This is a genomic window from Clostridium lacusfryxellense (genome assembly GCF_018861735.1).
In the GTDB taxonomy this organism is placed as follows: Bacteria; Bacillota; Clostridia; order Clostridiales; family Clostridiaceae; genus Clostridium_AD; species Clostridium_AD lacusfryxellense.
Map to the genome: position 1 here is coordinate 1 of NZ_JAHLEB010000075.1, position 18,811 is coordinate 18,811.

The following is an 18,811-nucleotide window of genomic DNA, read 5'->3' on the forward strand; positions in this document are numbered from 1 at the left end:
TAAAATAAAATTATGAGTTGCGAATATTAGATATGAGATTAGTGATAACATTCGTAGTTATTATGACTGATTTATTATCAATGCTTACAACTACATTATACGAGGAGAATATTAATGGAAAACAAAAGCAAATTTAATAACTTTTCTAATGAAAATTTAAATATATGTGATGAAGAATTAGGGGTTACTATAAGTAGGTCAATCAAATGCGACAATAAATGTAGAGAATATAAGAGATCTGATATTTTAAAAAAAATATCGGAAATATATGCTAACAATAATAACGTAATATCGGAACATATACTTAAAGAAAATAAGTTATATCCTACGTATATTAAATGTTATTTTAACTCTATTGGTGATGCTTATAAATTAGCTGGTATTAAAGCGACATATACTAAACCTCATCATATAACTAAAGAAGAGTTTATAACTCGTTTCACTAAATTAATACCTGAGTTTTCTAAAAATAATATTCCTTTTGGAGTAGAAGATTTAAGAAAACATGGTCTTACCTTTTATTATATAAAAATGTATTATGGTAATCTTTATAATTTGTTGAATGAATTTAATATTTCTATTTAATTTTACTAACGGTAAATTTTTAGAACTATTGCATCCAGTAAACATTGGAATAAATATAATAGCTAAAATTAATATTGAAAGAAGTTTTGAAATCTTCATTTTTCACCATCCTATTATTGTATTACTTTTCTTTATCGTTAGGATAATTAATCCTGTCAAGAAATCGACTTTCAAGTTGTAGGGTATTTGGTGGTGAGATTTAGAAAAGGCAATTTATTCAGATTTTAAGCTAATGATTTCTGTAATGCTTTAGATAGAAGTTAACCAATAATTAGAATATACCTATAAAAGTACGGTAAAGTATAGTGTCTTAATATTTATAAATTATCAAATATAATTTTAGTGAAAAAAAAATTAAAAAAGGGAGGCCCTGATACACTGATTGTATCATTTGCCCACTGTCATGACAGGGAGCAGTTCATACATAGACATAGCTGCAATGCCATTAATCTTGTATCATCAGTAATCAATAACATGCGAGTACGAGAATCATATTGCCTACCTAAACATCCTGTGCAGGTATAAGCTTAACCATCACAAACTGAGATTACAGTGCTCCGGGTAAGCAGAGGTAAAAAGAGTATGATTGGGTTTTCTTCGTTTTATCACTAACTCATTCTTGAAAAATGTTCTACGGCTTTAGCAAATTCTGCAATTGTTCTATCGGCATCTCCATGATCTATACCATCACGAACGCAATGTTGCAAATGACCTTCCAGCACCACTTGCGCAACTTTATGTAATGCACTTTTTGCTGCATTGATTTGTATTAAAAGGTCTTCACAAGGAACATCTTTATCTAACATTCCTGAAATAGCTCTAAGCTGACCTTCAATTTTTTTAATTCTTACTTGAATGTTTGAGATATCCATACATTTACGCATATTATTGCCCTCCTATGAAATTATATTTATTCTCGATATAGCTAAATTGTTACCATGTTTTCTGAATATGACCTATAGGTGTAACTTTCATAATTTGCAGCTTGGCATGATTTTTTTAGGTCCTGTTTTTTATTATTGCTGTAAGCGTCATGTATTTTTACTTTTACTCGTCAAATCTGAGTTGTAGTATCTCTCATTTATCCATTTTTCTGAATTTTCAGGGTGTAATTTTTCTAAGAATTTCAAATTAACTTTATATATATGAAAATCGGTAGCTACAATACCCTTAACTTGTTAAAGTATTCCTTTGTCATTAGTCGAACCACCTATAATAAGTTCTAAAAAATAAGCCCATAGGTTTAATCCCATGGGGCTAATTATAAGCTTTTTACTATCCTCTAAATCCTTTGCTGTTTTGTTGTTTTCTTAGTCTTCGGCAATCAGGACATCTTTTAGGTTCATTTTCGAATCCCTTCTCTTTGTAGAATTCTTGCTCACCTTCAGTGAATACAAATTCTTTACCACAGTCACTACAAACTAAAATTTTATCTGCCATTTTAAACATCTCTCCTTTTTATTATATTAAAATCAAACAACCTATTAAGAGTTGTATTGTAAAAATAGGATAGGTTGTTATGTAACAATTTCAACTAATATTTAATATAAGGTTTTATAAACAAGTTGAAAATACTTTAATAATTATTTTAGACTATTATATATCAAATCTAAGTTTTCAGTCATACATTTAAGATAATCTTTATTGTCTTCCTTGCTCTCAATAGTGTGTATTTTTTCAACTTTAGCTCCTACTTCTTTTGCAAGGGCATCAGAAACTTTTGTACTTACCATATCTTCAACAAATATAGTCTTAATATTATTTGTTTTACAATAATCTGTTAATTCTTTTAATTTTTTAGCACTTGGTTCACCTTCAGCAAAAACATTTTCTACGCTGTTTTGTTTGAGTCCAAAGTCTCTACAAAGGTATGCAAAAGCAGCGTGACCCGTTACAAAGCTTTTACTGCTTACAGTCTGAAACTTCTTATTGTAATCATTATAAAGAGTATCAAGCTGTAATGAAAAATTATTGAAATTCTTTTCATAATAGTCCTTATTGGATGGATCTGCTTTAACTAAAGCATCCTTTATATTTTTAGCTTCATTTTTGGCACCTTTTAAGCTAAGCCATAAATGTGGATCATATTGTCCATGCTCTTCTATTTCACCCGAGTCTGTATTTTTAATTGGTTCCGAACCTTTTGATCCCTCAACTGTTATTAAATTCTTATTGTCTACAGATTGTAAAACCTTATCCACCCAAGATTCCATACCGAAACCATTGTAAACAAATATTTTAGCATTACTTAAAGTTTCCATATCCTTCGCCTTTGGTTCAAAATCATGTGGCTCTGTACCATTAGGTATAATAGTTAATATATCAACCTTATCTTTTCCTATCGCTGCAGTAAGTTCTCTCATTGCATTAAATGAGACTACGACTTTCACTTTGCCTTGAGTTTTCGTACTGTTATCTTTCTCCTTTTGGTTACCGCATGCTGTAAACGTTAGAATTGTACAACTAATTAAAACGAACATTATCATTTTCTTAAACATTTTTATCACTCCTTAAATTCTCTTCTTGCAAGTCATTCGCATTTACATATATAATATACGCATAAGGTAACGTTTGTCAATAATAATATTTACATATTTTTCTATGGTATTAATATGTTCATAACGACGTAGTAAAATGGCAAAAGTATATATTGACTGGAGGATAATTATGATTCAAATTAACAACTTATTTTTTTCTTATACTAACTCACTACCATATATTCTTAATGATATTAGCTTAACTATAGATGATGGAGAGTACATATCAATATTAGGTGACAATGGTTCAGGTAAAAGCACTCTTATAAAATTAATGCTAAATTTTTTGTGCCCATCTATGGGGACTATAGTAAATACAAATAAAAATATTGGCTATGTAGCACAAAAATCTGATTTCTTAAATTCACAGTTTCCTATAACGGTATATGAAATGCTCAATTGCTACAGAAAGATACTAAAAATAAAAGATAAGAATATAGTAGATAAAAATTTAGAATTAATTAATATGCTTGATTTTAAGAATTCACTCATAGGAACTCTGTCAGGCGGGCAATGTCAAAAAATATTTATAGCAAGAGCATTGCTTGGAAGTCCTGGTTTGTTAATTTTAGATGAACCTTCAACAGGAGTTGATTTAAATAGCCAGAAAGATATTTACAGTTTAATAAAAGAATTAAATAGAACTAATAAAGTAACTGTTATTGCAATTGAACATAACATTAATGCTGCTATGAAGAATTCTTCTCTTATCTATCATTTATCAGGCGGGAATGGCCATTTGTGCACTACTGATAAATATATTGAAGAATATCTAAAACCAAACAAAGGAGAGGATTCATATATTTCATTATAGTTTTATGCAAAATGCTTTTATGATTTCCATATTAATTTCTATACTTTGTCCATGCATTGGGTTTTTTCTAGTATTGAGAAGATACTCAATGATTGGGGATACATTAGCTCATTCTTCTCTTGCGGGTGTTGCAATTGGTCTATTGTTCAATAAAAACCCCATATTAAGTTCGTTCATATTTACATCATTTTGTGGAGTTCTAATTGAATTTTTAAGAGATTATTTTAAAAAATATGCTGAACTAATACTTGTTGTGGTTTTGTCCTTAAGTGTTGGAATAGCCATTACTATTATGAGCTCTGGAGAATTACATGCAAATGTGAACTCATTCCTATTCGGAAGTGTACTAACTGTAACAAGAGATGATTTATATGCGGTCTTAGCATTAAGTCTTATATCAATTATGACATTAATATTTTTATATAATAAGCTTGTTATTATAGCCTTTGATGAAGAAGCGGCAAAAATCGGAAGAATAAATGTTAAATTAGTAAATTATATATTTTCTATATTAGTCGCCGCTACAATATCTGTTTCTATGAGAATTGTTGGGGTACTTGTCTTAAGCTCAATGATTGCTTTACCAGTTGCTACAGCAATGCAACTTGGAAAAGGGTTTAAATCTACTCTTTTATTTTCAATATTATTTAGCGTTATTGACATATTATTTTCACTGTTTATCTCTTATTATATGAATTGTGCTCCAGGAGGAATAACAGCGCTTATTTCAGTTATATTACTTTCATTAGTCATATGTATAAAAAAATTCATACCTGTTTTTCTTAAAAAAACTATATAAAATAAACAGAAAAAGGAGCAGATTGTCAAAAAAACACCTATAGTCTAGACATAAAAGTGTTTAAGCTAAATTTACATTATATCAAGGGAGGGCATTATGAGAAAAATTTTGTTTTCAGAAGTGAATTTATTAAAGCTTCAGAAGAATAAAAACATCCTTAAAGTAAGTAAAAATGTAAATACCCATACAGCTCATTTCAAGCGATTATTCATTAAAAAATATATATCTAGTAAATTACCAAGAGATATTTTCACGTAATATAAGTTTGAATGTAATTAACATATTAATTACCAATAAGGTTCGAATAACTGGTAGGGAATTTATAAAAAAGGTGGTTTTAATGTGGAGAATGTGATTATTACTATTAATGGCGAGAAATATTTTGAAGGTAGTTTTAAAGTAGAATTGGACCCTAAATTTGATAATGATGGAAATTTAATATCTGTACAAGGAGATTTGGGCAACAAAATTTATGGAAGAGGTGATATTTATATAGACAATTTGCCGAACTATAGTGGATTTGTTGATCTAAAAAATCCTAAAATATTTAGAGGTATTTTTGAGGCAGGAAAAGTTATAGCGTATCAAAAATACGAAAGTAAGATAAAAAAATTTGATACCCTAGAAATAACAGTAGATAAAAAAGTTATTTATTGGGGTGAAATAAATATTAATTTATATGCTGATATAGTAAATGATAAAGATAATAATGAACTGTATGTAAACAAAGAATATATAATAGATGATATTATTTTAGGTTATTGTAACAAATCAGAAAAGAGTAAATATAACTTTAGTGAGATAAAACCCAAGTTAAAAAACGAGAAAATTATCATACCGTTTCAGGGGCTTATGATTAAAGGTTCTTGTTGCAGTAAACTAAATTTAAATAGAGGATGTGTTCTAGAAGAAAATTTTATAACAGATATTAGGGTTGAGAATGGTGCGATAAAAGGATATAAGTTTAGAAAAAAAATTCAAAATGATTTTACCTATGAATATTCTGGAGATGTTAATGAAAATTATAACTTAATTTGGGAAAAGAGCGGTAGCATTTTAAATATTTTTCATCACGATGTGCGTATAATGAGATTAGAGGGCGAATTTACATATTCTCAACAAAAAATATGTGGTGGCGATAATTTAACTTCGAACATTTACGCAAAAACTCTATATTTCTTTGGAACTATATATGATTATTGTAATCAAAAGGCATTAGTTAATGTATTTATACGAATGGTTGAATATGACAAAACAGGACTGTATGTTGAAGGTTTTACAAACAATAATGACGACGGAGAAATTCATGATTTAAATAAAGATGGAAACTTAAATAGATGCATATATAAAGGTATGATTTTTAATGGAGAAGAATCACAAAATAATGAAAATAACAATTTACTTGATAATGGTCAACAAACCAATATAGGATTAAATTGGTTTGTTGGAATTGTAGGTTTAGATGGTGTTAAAAAATCTTTGAAAAGCTTAGAAGACCTAATGATATATCGAACAATTAGACCTGAACTTAATGAATTTTCGAAATCGATGCATATGGTTTTTGTTGGTAATCCTGGTACTGGTAAAACAACGTTTGCAAGAATATTAGGAAGAATGCTTAAGGATATAGGTTTTCTAGAAAAAGGACATGTAATTGAAGTTGATAGAAATGATTTAGTTGCGATGTATGTTGGTCAAACTGAGAATAAAACAAAAGCTAAAATAGAAGATGCCATGGGTGGTATATTGTTTATTGATGAGGCGTATACACTTTTTCAAGAAGAGTCTCCAACTGATTTTGGTAAAGAATCAATAGATTGCTTGTGTAAAATAATGGAAGATAAAAGAGATAAATTTGTTGTTATTGTTGCCGGTTATCCTGAACTAATGGTCAAATTTTTAAACTCTAATCCTGGATTAAAATCACGATTTACAGAAAAATTTATCTTTGAAGATTACAATCAAGAGGAAAAGATAGAAATTTTTCAAAATATAGCAAATAAGAATAAAATTACATTTGATAATAAAACGCGAGACTTAATAAAGGAACAAATGCAGTTTTTACATGAAGCTTATGGAAATGGGTTCGCTAATGCGAGAGGAGTAAGAAATTATTTTGAAACTATAATTAGGGATTGCTTGGTTCCACGTATATTTAAAAATATGGATTCAAAATCAATAAATGAGAAGAGAGAATATGCTCAAAAAATAAAAGGCCATAAACAAACTTATATAATTATAAAAGAAGATGTAAATAATGCTACTCAAAAAATGAAAAAAAGATTAGGCAATAAAAACTCAAATCATAAAGAAGATATTTTAAAGGTAATTAAGTAATGAAAAATGGTGGTGGCAGCTAATTTATTGCAATGGTATAAATGTTGTAGTAACAACATAAATTGTCAATCAAAATTATTAGATATCAATTATAAATACATGGATAACTGCAAAAATTAGAAAGGATGATTTTATGAATGCTGATTTTATATGTTTTAAAGATGTTTTAGAAAAAAAGGGGTACAAATTAACAACAAAAAAACAAATAATATTAAGAACTATATTTGATAATAAAATACATCAAACATCAAAACAGATCTACGAAAAAGTAAAAGCAAATAATATAGCACTAACTACGGTTTATAGGGCATTAACTATATTTAAAGAGTTAGGAATAGTAAAAGAAATAGATATTAACCGTATTAGTTACTATGAAATGAAAATAATCAGTGAAAATCCAATACATATTCATTTTCAATGTCATAAATGTAATAATATAATTGACATAAATAGTAATAGTTCAAATGTTGAATATCTCAATTCAAGTAAAAAAATAGAAATGGACAATAATTTCCAAATATATGATTCAAACATTATATTTGTAGGATTATGTAGTAAATGCAAAGAAAAAACGAAACAAAATAAAAGAAGATTATAATATATTGGAGAAAAAGAGGTATAACTATATTTTTCTAAAATAAACATATATTTATAGGAGGTGAGCTAAACGTGTCAAAAAAAGATTATTATAAAATACTTGGAATAGAAAGCAATGCCACTGAAGAAGAAATTAAGAAAGCCTTTAAACGTTGTGCATTGAAATATTACCCAGATAGAAATCAAGGAAACAAGGGGGCTGAGGAAAAATTCAAGGAAATGAATGAGGCATACCAAGTTTTATCTAATTCAGAAAAAAGATCGAAATATGATAAATCTGGAACAGATGGGGCTAATGGGTCAGGATTAGATAGTAGCTACGATTTTTTAGGATTTGATGGTTTTGATGATATATTGGTGATATATTTGGAGGAACATATTCTTCAAGAAATATGAATAGTCCTAAAAAAGGTGGTGATATAGAATATAATTTAAATTTACAATTTGAAGAGTCTATATTCGGAGTGGAAAAAAATATTTTGGTTACAAAAAGTGAAAAATGTGAGGTTTGCGGTGGTATCGGTAAAATAATATTCGAACAATGCAAAAGCTGCCATGGATCTGGAAAACAGAAAAGAAATAGGAAAATAAAAATTAATGTTCCAGGTGGGGTTGACACTGGAAATGTCTTATCATTAATAGGGCAAGGAGAACAGGGCGAAAATGGTGGTCCATCAGGAGACTTATATATTAATATTAGCGTAGCACCTCATAAAACCTATAAGAGGGATGGGATTGATATCTATATTGAGTGTCATATAAGCTTTGGGTATGCATCCAATGGTATGGATATACAGTACCAACGATAGATGGTGACATTAAATACAAAGTACCTAGCGGAACCCAATCAGGAACAGTATTTAGGCTTAGGGGCAAGGGAATTCCGATAGTAAATGGACATAGTCGAGGGGATCAATACGTTAAAGTTATTGTAGATATTCCAAAAGTATTAAACTATAAGCAAAAGTACGCTTTAAAATTGTTTATGAAATCTTGTGGCGAAAGTGTAAATTTTTTGATATAAATACAAAAAAAATAAAGAAAAATTAAAATGATAAAATATTTAAAGATAGTTAATCATCAAGAAATTATAGTTGAATTATACAGCAGGTATAATCAAAAAAGTTGAGAATTTGTATATTATACTAATATTATAAGGCAATTTATCTATTGAAAATAGTTGTAATTTTTAATAATGACTACTATAATAATAGATATTAATAAATGCGAATGGTTTGCAAAAACGTTATATTGAAAAACGATATGGATGTAAATAATATAAAAATATATACTGGAGGCTAAAAAAATGAAAACTAAAGTTGATATAATTTCGGGATTTTTAGGGGCTGGGAAAACTACTTTAATAAAAAAACTAATTGAAGAAAAATTACACTATGAGAACGTCGTTATAATAGAAAATGAATTTGGTGAAATTGGTATTGATGGAACCTTACTAAGGGGATCAAATGCCTTCGTAAAAGAAATTAATTCAGGATGTATATGTTGTTCTCTTGTTGGAGAATTTGGAAAAGCTATCGAAGAAATTATATTGAAATATAAGCCAGAAAGAATAATTATAGAACCATCTGGTGTTGGAAAACTTTCAGAAGTAATTAAAGCTTGTGACAAACCTACCTTAAAAAAATTAATAACAATTAATATGGTTATAACTGTTGTAGACGTACTAAAATATAAGTTATACAACGCTAACTTTGGTGAGTTTTTTGAAAATCAAATAAAAAATGCCAAAACAATAATTTTAAGTAAATCTGAAAAGTCTGACAGAAAAAATTTAGATTTTGTGGTTAATTCCATACGTAAATTAAATAGTAAGTGCAACATAATAACAACAGACTTAAATAGTATTACCTCAGATACTATAATTGATGTTGCGGAGCAAAAGGATTCAGTATCGCTTGAGAAAGAAATAAAAAGTGCTAAAAACTTTTCTATAAAGGGACATACCTATGGAAAGAATACAGATCATCATGCTCATAATCATCATGCAAATGAAATTTTTGAAGTTTGGGGAACTGAAACTTTAAATGTATACAATGAAGAGCAATTAAATAAGATTATGGATAGTATGTCAAATTATAAAGAGTATGGATTTATTCTAAGAGGAAAAGGTATTGTTCACAGCGCTAACAATACATGGTTACAATTTGATTATGTACCTGATGAGTTTGAAATAAAAGATATAAAAGCTGATTATTCAGGAAGACTATGTATAATTGGTAGTAACTTAAATAAGAAAAAACTTTGTGACTTATTCAATGTAACAGTGTAAAGGAATTATAAAAAATGAAAATAAAGGTGGATATAATAACTGGGTTTTTAGGATCAGGTAAGACTATGCTTTTAAACGATAAAATTAAGAATGAGGTATCCAAACAAGATATAACAGTAGTAATACAATGTGAAAATGGACAAACAGAAATTGATTCTATAATTAATAAAAAAGAAAATTTATTTATTGAAAATTGTGATAAAGCAAATACTTCTGATGAAAATTTTTTAAATTATATTATTAATAAATATCATCCAACTAAAATAATTATAGAAGCTAATGGTATGAGTAATATTGATGAATTATTAGATATATTTAATTATTTAAGGATCAGTAAAAAATGTTTCATAAACGAAATAGTACATACTATAGATGCTATGTTCTTTGATATTTTTATGAATAACATGGGTGGTATAATTACAAATCAGATTTCAAATAGTGATTTTATTATCCTAAACAATACAGCTAGTTTACGGGGTGAAAAATTGCGTAATATAGAACGGACTTTAAAAAGAATAAATAAGTCTGCTAAAATAAGTACCGGAATTTCTATTTCGGCTAAGCCGAAGACTCTTAATACTGAAATAGTACTTCTCATGGGTATCTTAGTCTGTGCAATATCATATTTAATTTATTCTGTTTACAAACCAGTACACTTTGATATAAGTGCAACATTCTTTTCTTGGTTAGAGAGGTTTAATACAATATTTTTGAGCATTTTGATTCAAGCATTTCCATTTATATTATTTGGAGTATTTGTTTCAGCAATAATTCAAGTATTTGTTTCAAGCGATAAAATAACAAATATTTTTCCGCAAAATACTACATTGCAATTTATAGTTGCCTTATTTGCAGGATTTCTTTTCCCAGTATGTGATTGCGCTATTGTACCAGTAGGGGCAAGGCTTATTAAAAAGGGTGTTCCTTTGCCCGCTGCTGTAACATTTATGCTCGCTGCACCAATAACAAATCCCATTGTTATAGCTTCTACATTGTATGCATTCCCGAGTCAACCCTTCATAGCAATATATAGGGTATGTTTGGGCATGGTAATAGCATTTTTAGTTGGTGGAGCATTCATTTTTGCTCCTGAAAAGGGGGTTACACTTTTTGATAACATAGACGAGATTCCATGTAATTGTGGATTTTGTAGTGATGATTTTACTAATAAAAAAGGCGTTCTAGGAAAATTAGATGCAATATTTCGGCATGCAGGAGCAGAATTTTTTCAAATAGGAAAATTTATAATCATTGGTTCACTTCTTTCTAGCATAATGCAGACTATAGTGCCAAAAGAACTGTTTTCTAGTTTAGGTGGAGGAACTATAATTTCACTATTAATTATGATGTTATTTGCATTTATACTTTCAGTATGTTCATCCTCCGATGCATTTATAGCAAGAACTTTTGTTAATCAATTTCCTATAGGAGCGATAATGGGTTTCTTAGTACTTGGACCAATGCTTGATATAAAAAACTTACTTATGCTACTAGGTAACTTTAAAAAGAGATTTGTCATTAAACTTGTAATTTTAATACTATTAATTTCATTTGAGATATTGATAGTGTTCGCAACATTATTCTAAGGGGGGTATAAATTATGCAGTCAATAAGACTTAAGAAAATAAACTCAGAAGTATTATTAAAATTAATAATTTTAATTGGGTTTGCCTTTTTCTTTTATGACATAATCAAATCAGGAAAAGTTCTACTTTACGTTAATCCTAGGATTATTCCATATGTTAAGTTTGGCATTGTAGCAATGATCTCACTTTCACTATTCATTGCACGTGACCTATTCAAGCCTAAAAGAAAAGTAAATATAAAGCCCTACCTATTTTTTGTCATACCGTTACTCGTGGCGTTCATGACTCCGCAATCATCGGTTAGTTCAAAATCAATGACACTTGCTAGTGATAAAAGAACATCTCAAAATAATAGTGTGAAAAAGACCAATGTTTCAGATAATGTTATAACAAATCAAAATAAAACTACGAGCAATAATAGCAATGCGGCGCTCCCGATAAATACAAGTAAATTAAAAGATAATTTAGAAATAAGGAATAATACTATTGTGGTTAGAGATGATAATTTTGAAAAATGGACAGAAGAGATATCTAATAATATGGCAAAATATGAGGGCAAAAAAATTCAACTCACTGGTTTCGTATTTAAAGCTGAAGGCTTTAAAAATAATGAATTAGTCCCTGCGAGGCTTATGATGACATGTTGTGCGGCGGATTTAGTGCCGGTTGGTCTTTTAGCACATTATGATAAAGCTAAGGACTTAAAACAAGATACCTGGATAGCTATTACAGGCAAAATAAAGCTTTTAGATTATAATGGTGAAAAAAATCCAATTATTATAATTGAAAGTCTAAAAAATACTAGTAAACCATCAAAAGAGTACGTTTATCCTTTTTAGAATAATAATTTAATAAAATAAAAATGTAATGGAGGGACGAAGATGAGGCAAAATGGTATTAAAAAAAATAGTTGTTGGAAATTATATTTAAGTGTTTCAACATTTATAATTATTTTTTTATTAAGCGTGATTCTACCTAAAAGCGTCAGTGCTGATAATAATAAAAAATCTCAAAATTACTTTTATGTTAATGTTATTACTAATGTATTAGCCGTAATCAAGTCCTCAAACAATAAAGAAGAGCGTACTAACAGTAAAAAAGACATAACCATACCAGTTTTATCTTTTTTAGGAATTGATCTTTTAAATCCTATATCAATAATAAAGAAAGAAATTGCGTATTTGGATAACAATGAAGGTATAGATAATGAGAGCAATGGCGTTGAAAAAAGAAAAACAATTGTTCTTAACCCCTTTATATTAGATGATAAACAGGTGAGTAAATCTGAAGATAAAGTTAAAGATACTAATGCGATTGCAAACCTTTATAATCCTAAGTTGAAACAAACTCTAAACAGCTCCAAGCCAAGGGTGCTTATATACCATTCTCATACAACTGAAGCTTACTTAACATCAGATAAGGATAAGTCTAAAAATACTTTTAATATGGATTTAACACAAGGTGTCTGTGAAGTTGGAGATGTGATAGTAAAGGATTTAAAAAAATACGGAATTGTTGCTATAAATGATGATACTATACATAATGTAGGAGATTATAATGCATCCTACAAAAAATCTAGAATTACTTTAACTAAGTATTTAAAAGAATATGGAGACTTTGATATAATTATTGATTTACATAGAGATGGTGTTCTGGGAGATCGTAAAAACGAAACAACTAAAATAAATGGAGTAGATGTTGCTAAGGTTATGTTTGTAATGACAAAATTAAATCCTAGATATGCCGCGCAGAAAAAATTAGTAACTTCCATGATAGGAATATCAAACGAATTATATCCAGGGCTTATGGACACCAGACAAGTTTATCTTTATAATCGTGGAATGAGTTACTATAGCCAAGACATAAGTGATAATGCTATGTTAGTTGAGGTAGGAAATAATAATTCTACGATTACCGAAGCAAAAAATACTGGATTGTTTTTATCAAGGGTCATTGCAGAGCAATTAAACGGGAAAAAGTAAATGCTGCATAGATATCAATTATTAAAAGAAATATTTAAACCAGACCAGTAGACAGCATTATAATAAAAACTTGATAGATTACGACTTAGCTTCATGGATACACCTAAAGAGCTGCAATATTTCTTTGAAGGACACATAAAAGTAATAATACTTGATACATCATTAGTAAGCTAATGGGACAACAAACTAGACTATACCATAAACAAATATGCTTATCAACTTCTTGTCTTATATAGCAGACAAGGATTGAAAAAAAATACATTGTAGAGTTATCAAAGGACTAAAGAATACTAAAAACAAAAGTTGGATGGGCCTACTAGTATTCTGTCTAAAGAGTTTAATAAGTATTATAGTAAGTGGAAAAATAAAGAAGTAACAGGTGTTGAATTTGCAAAATTTTTAAATATAAGCAGAGCCCCATTATATAGACACATAAAAGAATATGAAATGTAAGAGAGGGTTATTCGGGATTATCTAGATCAATATATTTCCTACACTTTGCGTATATCCAAATATTCATCGGACGTTTATTTATGACCTCAACTTCATTTTATAATACATAAATTACCTTCTTAATTCAGCATACACTTTTATTTAATCAGCTTTGACAAAGGGTAAAGATTATAAATCTCTAGTTTTTTTTGTGGTATGAACTTAAGGCAACTATAAATTAATAAACTCTGTATAGGCAACATAATTATACTTTTTATTAAACGTGGAACGAAAAGAGCCACAATCCCTTTACCTGTAATAATCGAAAGCCAATAAGTATTTAATCCTAAATCAACAAATATTAGTATAATAGATACAGCTATAATTATTCTAAGCATAGTTTTTGGCTTTTTATAAAGCGATATTCCATAAATTATGCCAGATAATAATGCACTAAGAGTAAATCCTGGGAAATAAATTCCTTTGGGGAATAACATCATCCCAAGTATGTCTGAAAATGCTGCAGTTATCCCTCCTAAAACTGGACCAAACATAACTGAAGCTATAGCTATTGGTATGAATCCAAAACCTATTCTAACAATTGGGGTCTGTATAGCAAAAAAACGCGTTAAAACAATTTCTATTGAAAGTAGTAATCCCATAAAAATAAAAATTCGTGTATTTTTCAAATAAAGCACCTCTTCTTTTTTTATTTATGACAAATAGCCACATAAAGAGAATGGTGCTCTTTATTGTGACAGCGGAATGCAAAAATTATACCGCAAATCATTTCTGATTTTTCGTCCAGTGGCAACTTCCCGTCCATCTGGCACTTAACGCACAATTTCCTACTCTGCACTTTGCATTTTGAATACAATGTTATTCTATATGTTTTTTATATTGAAATCAATATTTTAATTACTTATATTAAAAATATAAAATCTTAAGCTAATCACAATTTTGATAATAAAAATTAACAATAATACTTTTTAAAATACTAACGGGTTTGTCTATTTATCTTAAATCTAATATTCGAAAGGCAGCGAATGGAACTATGGAACTGTATTTAGATTAACAAATGATACTTAATGTAAAAGTATGTCATACTAAGTAGGTGGGTATAATCTTACAGCTAATTTCATTAAGAATGCTTTGTAAAATTTTATCTAAAAACTGACTAACATTATTATGCTGATACGCTTCAAATTGTAAAACTTCTTTCATCTGATAAATTTGTTTGATTTGTTCTTTAGAAAGACAATTTTCAAATTTTTCATTTAATTTATTACCACTTAAATGGAATGGCGTAGATTCATAAGATTCTAACGTTAACATTGCAAAATATAAAGCATACACTTCATCAAGGGTAAAAATTATAGGTGATAATAATCTATGTTTTAAGGTGCCATATCTTCCGTGTCTACTATGCACTGAAAAAATAGGCATGCCTAATTGTTCCAATGAACTAATATCACGCAAAGCTGTACTTTTTGAAATATTATATTTATCCATTAAATCACTCAAATTAAAGAACTCTCTACTATTTAAGTATCTTATCATGTCATTTAATCTTTCTGATTTTTTCATACAATCCCTCTATTAAAGGTGTCATAATTTGATACCTTTAAATATTATAATAAATTTAAGGCAATATATCAATACATATAAAATATATTCCTGAGAGTTACTATAAAAAAGGAGATTGTTGTAAGCGATGGAACAAACACCGTAATGTAAATTAACCTCCTGTTTGATATACTTTGATAAAGTAGTCGATGGGAGGTTTTATTTTGAGATCCACAGCTAAAGATCAGCTTCTCTGGGAGCAAATAATTAATGAAAGAACTAAAAGCGGAATGTCAGTTGCTAAATGGTGTAAAAACAATGAAATTAGTAAAGGTAAGTATCATTATTGGAATCATAAAATAATTAAAAATCAAAATCCGAATAACGAAATGATATTTGCAGAAATTACTCCAATCCTTTCAAATGCCGGTCAGGCAATACTAACTTCAGATAAGTTGGATGATTTTCAGATATTTTTCAAGAGTATACAGGTAACAATTCCAAGCAATTTTAATCAAACTTCTTTAGCAGGACTAATGAAAGTCCTGAATGAACTATGATAAAGCATATAGCCGATGAGGCTGAACATATCTATATTGCTCTTGGTGCAACAGATTTCCGTAAACAACAAAATGGACTTTCTGCATTGGTTTCATTGAAATTCAAACTTGACCCTTACTCCGGCAAAAGTGTTTTCTTATTTTGTAATAAACGACATAATTCACTCAGGGCATTACGCTGGGATCGAAATGGCTTTATTCTAGTTACAAAATTTCTTTCTGATGATATGAAATTTCAGTGGCCAAAGAATCAAGGGGAAATAAGAGATATAACAAAACGTCAAATGGAATGGCTTTTGGAGGGGCTACAAATTGATCAGAAAAAGGTACATAGAGAAAACATTAACACTGAAAATATGAGCTTTTGATATCAGTCTAAAGCTAGTAAACTAGGCGTTCTTCTGGTATAATATAAGTAGTAGATTAACCAGAAGGGAGCCTTTGAAATGCAGTGTTTAGATGAAAAAGATCAACGTATTAGACAACTCGAAAATGAAAATAGAACGCTGCAGGAAAAGGTGGATTTACTGGAGCATAATGTTGAGGTTCTCACTCAAGCGGTGTTACATGCAGCAAAACAGCGGTTTGGAGCATCAAGTGAGAAAACACCTCCGATATATGGACAATGTTTCCTTTTTGGTGAACTAATTGATGGGATTTTAGATGAAACTGAAAATAAAGTTATAAATATCAAAGAACATAAGAGACCTATAAGGACAAAAGGTGACAGAGAAAAATTGATTAAAGCACTGCCACATGAGGTAATTGAATGTATACTTAATGCCGAAGAATCTATGTGTGGAATCTGCGGCAGTGAACTTAATATAATCGGAAAGAAAAAAGTAAGATCTGAAATGGAATATATCCCAGCAAAACTTATAATGAAGGACTACGTCCAATATGTATACAAGTGTGTTGATTGTGGAAAAAATGATACTAATCCATATGATTCAATAATTTGCGCACCTGTGCTAACGCACTCTTTCGCGTCGCCTTCATGTGTGGCATGGGTAATGTATCAAAAGTATATGATGTCAGTACCACTGTATCGCCAGGAAAAAGACTTTAAAAGAATGGGCGTTGAGCTTAAGAGAGACATGACTGCAAACTGGGTAATACGCAGCTCTGAATATTGGCTGAAGCCTATATATGAAAAGATGCACGAACAATTGCTAAAATGCGATGTTATCATGAGTGATGAAACAACCTGGCAGGTAAATCACGAGGATGGGAAAAAGGCATCAAGCAAATCTTACATTTGGATACATAGAAGTGGCAACTGTGAAGGACCTCCCATAATTTTATATAAATATACTAGTAGCCGTTCAGGTGATCATGCAAAGAAGTTCCTTGAAGGTTTTCGTAGTTATCACGTAAGTGACGCATATTCTGGTTATGAAAAAGTTGAAGGAATTACACGGTGTCTTTGTTTCAGCCATTTAAGAAGATATTATCTAGACGCTATTCCGTTGGATTCTGGTAAAAAAGAAATCCCAGGATCAGGCGGAGCCATTGGACGTGCTTATTGTGATAAACTCTTTAGATTAGAAAGAAAATGGAAAGAGTTATCACCTGAGGAAAGAAGAAAGAACCGACTTATATATAGCGTCCCTGTACTGGATGCCTTTTTCGCATGGGCAGAAAATACTTTTACTAATCAATACTACCTGAAGAAAGCTTTGGGATACACACTAAATCATAAAAAATATTTCACCAATTTTCTACTTGATGGAAAAATACCTTTATTAAATAATTTATCGGAAATTGCCGTGAAACCCGTAGCAATCACAAGAAAAAACTCACTGTTTTCCGATTCGCCAGCGGGTGCAGAGGCGTCAGCCACTGTATTTAGCATTATAAATACTGCGGCAGCTAATAATTTGGATGCTTTTAAATATCTTAAATACCTCTTCCGTAGGATGCCAAATAGTAATTTTGCATCAAATTCTTCTGTACTTGATGAATATTTGCCATGGGCAGATAAAGTAAAGCTTGAATGCAGTATAAATACAATAGAACCAGTAATAAACAAAAGGGAGGAATCTTGCAGTTAGTCAGCCTAATATTGACTACATGATGAACATGACCAAAGAGTTTCTTAGCGGCAAAATTGACGATATAGCATATACTCTCGATTTCCCATATGAGCTGGAGCAGCGATACAAAAAATGCATCGAGAAGATGATGATTATTGTGAATTGATATATGAGTGTCTTTATGAGGAAGGCATCGCTATATATAATGAGCTATCAGATCCTGAATTTAAGAAACTTATTCAAAAACAATATAACTATATAAAGGAAATTGCAAAAGAAGGATTCTATTAAAAAACAAGCCCCACAACATTGATGTGGAGCTTGTTTTTTAGGATACGGTAGGTGTTCCATCGCTTACTTTGAATGTAACATAACGTGTTGACCTATCTCATTCAAAGTAACATAACGGTCGTAATTCATCCCATAAAAAAAGAAGGTGTTAACCCCAATGTCATTAAGTTAAGAAATTAAACCAATAGTTTTAAAACAGAGTATGTTTAAAAATGCATACCCTGTTTTTTTTATATAATTTTTTAAACAAATTCCAGAAAATTTTCAAAAAAGTGCTTGACAAATAGCAAAAAAAATGTGGCGAAGCCCCTTAATTACAAGAATTTTTAAGGAGGCTCACTCATGAATGAATATGCAGATTTAATAAAGGGAAAATTGGACACTGTGTTAGCTGAAATG

Annotated in this window: 19 protein-coding genes, 1 pseudogene and 1 riboswitch; of the genes and pseudogenes, 15 read left to right on the forward strand and 5 right to left on the reverse strand. The window is 29.6% G+C overall.

Annotated elements, in window-relative coordinates:
• Positions 1–114: 114 nt before the first annotated feature.
• Positions 115–585: a hypothetical protein gene (locus KPL55_RS23595; RefSeq protein ID WP_216309212.1), complete on the forward strand. Its 471-nt coding sequence runs from the start codon at positions 115–117 to the stop codon at positions 583–585.
• A gap of 608 nt (positions 586–1,193) precedes the next feature.
• On the opposite strand, the gene KPL55_RS23600 is transcribed toward KPL55_RS23595, so the two are convergent.
• From KPL55_RS23600 to KPL55_RS23610, 3 genes are all read right to left on the reverse strand, one after another.
• Positions 1,194–1,469 carry a metal-sensing transcriptional repressor gene (locus KPL55_RS23600; RefSeq protein WP_216309213.1) on the reverse strand — a complete coding sequence of 92 codons (276 nt, stop codon included), beginning with the start codon at positions 1,467–1,469 and terminating at the stop codon, positions 1,194–1,196.
• A 391-nt stretch (positions 1,470–1,860) separates the two neighbouring features.
• Positions 1,861–2,025 (reverse strand): zinc-ribbon domain-containing protein, encoded by a 165-nt coding sequence (locus KPL55_RS23605; protein WP_216309214.1) that lies wholly within the window; start codon positions 2,023–2,025, stop codon positions 1,861–1,863.
• Between the two features lie 143 nt (positions 2,026–2,168).
• Positions 2,169–3,083 (reverse strand): metal ABC transporter substrate-binding protein, encoded by a 915-nt coding sequence (locus tag KPL55_RS23610; RefSeq protein ID WP_216309215.1) that lies wholly within the window; start codon positions 3,081–3,083, stop codon positions 2,169–2,171.
• A gap of 169 nt (positions 3,084–3,252) precedes the next feature.
• Between KPL55_RS23610 and KPL55_RS23615 the strand changes: the two genes are divergently transcribed.
• From KPL55_RS23615 to KPL55_RS23660, 10 genes and pseudogenes are all read left to right on the forward strand, one after another.
• Positions 3,253–3,936: a metal ABC transporter ATP-binding protein gene (locus tag KPL55_RS23615; RefSeq protein ID WP_216309216.1), complete on the forward strand. Its 684-nt coding sequence runs from the start codon at positions 3,253–3,255 to the stop codon at positions 3,934–3,936.
• Positions 3,923–4,735, forward strand: a complete 813-nt coding sequence (locus KPL55_RS23620; protein ID WP_216309229.1) for a metal ABC transporter permease — start codon at positions 3,923–3,925, stop codon at positions 4,733–4,735. The genes KPL55_RS23615 and KPL55_RS23620 overlap by 14 nt, the downstream gene beginning before the upstream one ends.
• Positions 4,736–4,831: 96 nt before the next feature.
• Positions 4,832–4,993 (forward strand): HTH domain-containing protein, encoded by a 162-nt coding sequence (locus KPL55_RS23625; RefSeq protein ID WP_216309217.1) that lies wholly within the window; start codon positions 4,832–4,834, stop codon positions 4,991–4,993.
• A gap of 84 nt (positions 4,994–5,077) precedes the next feature.
• Positions 5,078–7,072, forward strand: coding sequence for an AAA family ATPase (locus tag KPL55_RS26645; protein ID WP_216309218.1), 1,995 nt, complete (start codon positions 5,078–5,080; stop codon positions 7,070–7,072).
• A 133-nt stretch (positions 7,073–7,205) separates the two neighbouring features.
• Complete coding sequence (locus tag KPL55_RS23635; protein ID WP_216309219.1) at positions 7,206–7,670, forward strand: Fur family transcriptional regulator; 465 nt, start codon at positions 7,206–7,208, stop codon at positions 7,668–7,670.
• A 71-nt stretch (positions 7,671–7,741) separates the two neighbouring features.
• Positions 7,742–8,693 (forward strand): annotated as a pseudogene (locus KPL55_RS23640) (DnaJ C-terminal domain-containing protein).
• Positions 8,694–8,975: 282 nt separating this feature from the next.
• Positions 8,976–9,959 (forward strand): CobW family GTP-binding protein, encoded by a 984-nt coding sequence (locus KPL55_RS23645; protein ID WP_216309220.1) that lies wholly within the window; start codon positions 8,976–8,978, stop codon positions 9,957–9,959.
• Between the two features lie 14 nt (positions 9,960–9,973).
• Positions 9,974–11,545, forward strand: a complete 1,572-nt coding sequence (locus KPL55_RS23650) for a permease (protein ID WP_216309221.1) — start codon at positions 9,974–9,976, stop codon at positions 11,543–11,545.
• A 14-nt stretch (positions 11,546–11,559) separates the two neighbouring features.
• Positions 11,560–12,384 (forward strand): TIGR03943 family putative permease subunit, encoded by an 825-nt coding sequence (locus tag KPL55_RS23655; RefSeq protein ID WP_216309222.1) that lies wholly within the window; start codon positions 11,560–11,562, stop codon positions 12,382–12,384.
• A gap of 42 nt (positions 12,385–12,426) precedes the next feature.
• Positions 12,427–13,527 carry a stage II sporulation protein P gene (locus KPL55_RS23660; protein ID WP_216309223.1) on the forward strand — a complete coding sequence of 367 codons (1,101 nt, stop codon included), beginning with the start codon at positions 12,427–12,429 and terminating at the stop codon, positions 13,525–13,527.
• Between the two features lie 590 nt (positions 13,528–14,117).
• Here the strand turns inward: KPL55_RS23660 and KPL55_RS23665 are convergent.
• Positions 14,118–14,648, reverse strand: a complete 531-nt coding sequence (locus KPL55_RS23665) for a folate family ECF transporter S component (protein WP_216309224.1) — start codon at positions 14,646–14,648, stop codon at positions 14,118–14,120.
• 67 nt (positions 14,649–14,715) lie between these two features.
• Positions 14,716–14,817, reverse strand: a riboswitch (THF riboswitch).
• A 243-nt stretch (positions 14,818–15,060) separates the two neighbouring features.
• On the reverse strand, positions 15,061–15,546 hold the full coding sequence (locus tag KPL55_RS23670) for a helix-turn-helix transcriptional regulator (RefSeq protein WP_216309225.1): 486 nt from the start codon (positions 15,544–15,546) through the stop codon (positions 15,061–15,063).
• A gap of 203 nt (positions 15,547–15,749) precedes the next feature.
• Between KPL55_RS23670 and tnpA the strand changes: the two genes are divergently transcribed.
• The 4 genes from tnpA to KPL55_RS26165 all read left to right on the forward strand — a co-directional run bounded on the left by tnpA (position 15,750) and on the right by KPL55_RS26165 (position 18,412).
• On the forward strand, positions 15,750–16,085 hold the full coding sequence (tnpA, locus tag KPL55_RS23675) for an IS66 family insertion sequence element accessory protein TnpA (protein WP_216309226.1): 336 nt from the start codon (positions 15,750–15,752) through the stop codon (positions 16,083–16,085).
• Positions 16,082–16,453 carry an IS66 family insertion sequence element accessory protein TnpB gene (tnpB, locus tag KPL55_RS23680; protein ID WP_216309227.1) on the forward strand — a complete coding sequence of 124 codons (372 nt, stop codon included), beginning with the start codon at positions 16,082–16,084 and terminating at the stop codon, positions 16,451–16,453. Before tnpA ends, tnpB begins: the two co-directional genes overlap by 4 nt.
• A 78-nt stretch (positions 16,454–16,531) precedes the next feature.
• Positions 16,532–18,139, forward strand: a complete 1,608-nt coding sequence (tnpC, locus tag KPL55_RS23685) for an IS66 family transposase (RefSeq protein ID WP_216309228.1) — start codon at positions 16,532–16,534, stop codon at positions 18,137–18,139.
• Positions 18,140–18,253: 114 nt separating this feature from the next.
• On the forward strand, positions 18,254–18,412 hold the full coding sequence (locus KPL55_RS26165; RefSeq protein ID WP_246599792.1) for a hypothetical protein: 159 nt from the start codon (positions 18,254–18,256) through the stop codon (positions 18,410–18,412).
• Positions 18,413–18,811 lie beyond the last annotated feature (399 nt).

What these genes read in the sequence shown, in the direction of transcription:
- KPL55_RS23595 (WP_216309212.1), top strand. Translation starts at nt 115, where the DNA reads ATGGAAAACAAAAGCAAATTTAATAACTTTTCTAATGAAAATTTAAAT.
- KPL55_RS23600 (WP_216309213.1), bottom strand. Translation starts at nt 1,469, where the DNA reads ATGCGTAAATGTATGGATATCTCAAACATTCAAGTAAGAATTAAAAAA.
- KPL55_RS23605 (WP_216309214.1), bottom strand. Translation starts at nt 2,025, where the DNA reads ATGGCAGATAAAATTTTAGTTTGTAGTGACTGTGGTAAAGAATTTGTA.
- KPL55_RS23610 (WP_216309215.1), bottom strand. Translation starts at nt 3,083, where the DNA reads ATGTTTAAGAAAATGATAATGTTCGTTTTAATTAGTTGTACAATTCTA.
- KPL55_RS23615 (WP_216309216.1), top strand. Translation starts at nt 3,253, where the DNA reads ATGATTCAAATTAACAACTTATTTTTTTCTTATACTAACTCACTACCA.
- KPL55_RS23625 (WP_216309217.1), top strand. Translation starts at nt 4,832, where the DNA reads ATGAGAAAAATTTTGTTTTCAGAAGTGAATTTATTAAAGCTTCAGAAG.
- KPL55_RS23635 (WP_216309219.1), top strand. Translation starts at nt 7,206, where the DNA reads ATGAATGCTGATTTTATATGTTTTAAAGATGTTTTAGAAAAAAAGGGG.
- KPL55_RS23645 (WP_216309220.1), top strand. Translation starts at nt 8,976, where the DNA reads ATGAAAACTAAAGTTGATATAATTTCGGGATTTTTAGGGGCTGGGAAA.
- KPL55_RS23650 (WP_216309221.1), top strand. Translation starts at nt 9,974, where the DNA reads ATGAAAATAAAGGTGGATATAATAACTGGGTTTTTAGGATCAGGTAAG.
- KPL55_RS23655 (WP_216309222.1), top strand. Translation starts at nt 11,560, where the DNA reads ATGCAGTCAATAAGACTTAAGAAAATAAACTCAGAAGTATTATTAAAA.
- KPL55_RS23660 (WP_216309223.1), top strand. Translation starts at nt 12,427, where the DNA reads ATGAGGCAAAATGGTATTAAAAAAAATAGTTGTTGGAAATTATATTTA.
- KPL55_RS23670 (WP_216309225.1), bottom strand. Translation starts at nt 15,546, where the DNA reads ATGAAAAAATCAGAAAGATTAAATGACATGATAAGATACTTAAATAGT.
- tnpB (WP_216309227.1), top strand. Translation starts at nt 16,082, where the DNA reads ATGATAAAGCATATAGCCGATGAGGCTGAACATATCTATATTGCTCTT.
- tnpC (WP_216309228.1), top strand. Translation starts at nt 16,532, where the DNA reads ATGCAGTGTTTAGATGAAAAAGATCAACGTATTAGACAACTCGAAAAT.
- KPL55_RS26165 (WP_246599792.1), top strand. Translation starts at nt 18,254, where the DNA reads ATGCATCGAGAAGATGATGATTATTGTGAATTGATATATGAGTGTCTT.